We start from the raw sequence: 1,006 nt of genomic DNA, 5'->3' as shown, positions 1-1,006 counted from the left end.
AGTGGACGAAGTTATAGTAATTCACTTAGCATTGTCAGTTAAATGATAGTAATGCAAGATTGACAGCCCGGAAAGACGGGTACTGAATTTAAAAAGTTTATATACTTGCTTTAGGGATAGTGCTAAAGAGTGAGTATTTTTTATTAAGAGTTTATATGCCCGCTCATCTCTCTAACGTAGCGGGCATTTTTTTATTAGAATTTATATACCTGTTTTTGTTAATTATAAGCTATTGAAAATAATTATTTTTTAATTTAATATGATAATTATTCTCAATTATGGTTTTAATTGCGAATTTGTTGACAGCTCGGAATAGACGAGTGGAGCTCACTTTTTAGTGGGCTTTTTTGTTGCCTCAGCCTTTGGCATTGAGTTTTTCACTCAGCACACCATAAGGGCGTAAAGGGTTAGACAAGGGTAAAGATAATCCCTCATTACACATCCGCTTGTATGTGGTCGAGCACAAGCAAACATCTAGTTGTAAAAGGTGAGTACTACTTGAGAATTGGCAAGCTCTTAACACATAAGTCAGCCCTAAAGCACACTACTGACCTGCTATACGTCATGCGTATAGTAGGTCTTTTAACGCGCCATTAGCTCAGTGGATAGAGCATCCGCCTTCTAAGTGGATGGTCACAGGTTCGAATCCTGTATGGCGTGCTATATTCTAATTAGGTGTAATCACACCATTTTAATTGGATCGATTTCGTGCCCTTTTAAACCTATCGAATTCGAAACCTTTAAAATTTCTATTTTTTCGACCAAGTTTGAGAAATATTTCTATTTTTAACCCTGCTTTTTAGTGGGGTTTTATTTTGCCTATTGATTGGTGCCTATTATGAAAAAACGTTTTTTAGCTGTTGGTTTAATGTGTGCAGTAGCAATAGCCGGTTGTTCTCGTGATGCTCAAGTTGCATCTAAGAATTTATCTTATGCCGCGGATAACTTTGAACTGGATCGCCGTGTGGTTTTCTACAATGGGATTACTGGTGAATACATTTTAACA

1 protein-coding gene and 1 tRNA gene are annotated in these 1,006 nt (G+C 36.7%); both read left to right on the top strand.

The annotated features are described in order from the left end of the window. Positions 1-587: 587 nt before the first annotated feature. Positions 588-660: transfer RNA gene (locus C9E89_RS22805), tRNA-Arg, on the top strand. A gap of 178 nt (positions 661-838) precedes the next feature. Continuing rightward, positions 839-1,006: beta-sandwich lipoprotein (locus C9E89_RS24225; protein ID WP_456151164.1), on the top strand; the 168-nt coding region annotated here is incomplete at its 3' end.

Source organism: Acinetobacter sichuanensis (genome assembly GCF_003024515.2).
GTDB lineage: Bacteria > Pseudomonadota > Gammaproteobacteria > Pseudomonadales > Moraxellaceae > Acinetobacter > Acinetobacter sichuanensis.
Note: the sequence above shows the minus strand (reverse complement) of the source record. Positions and strands in the feature narration are given on the sequence as shown.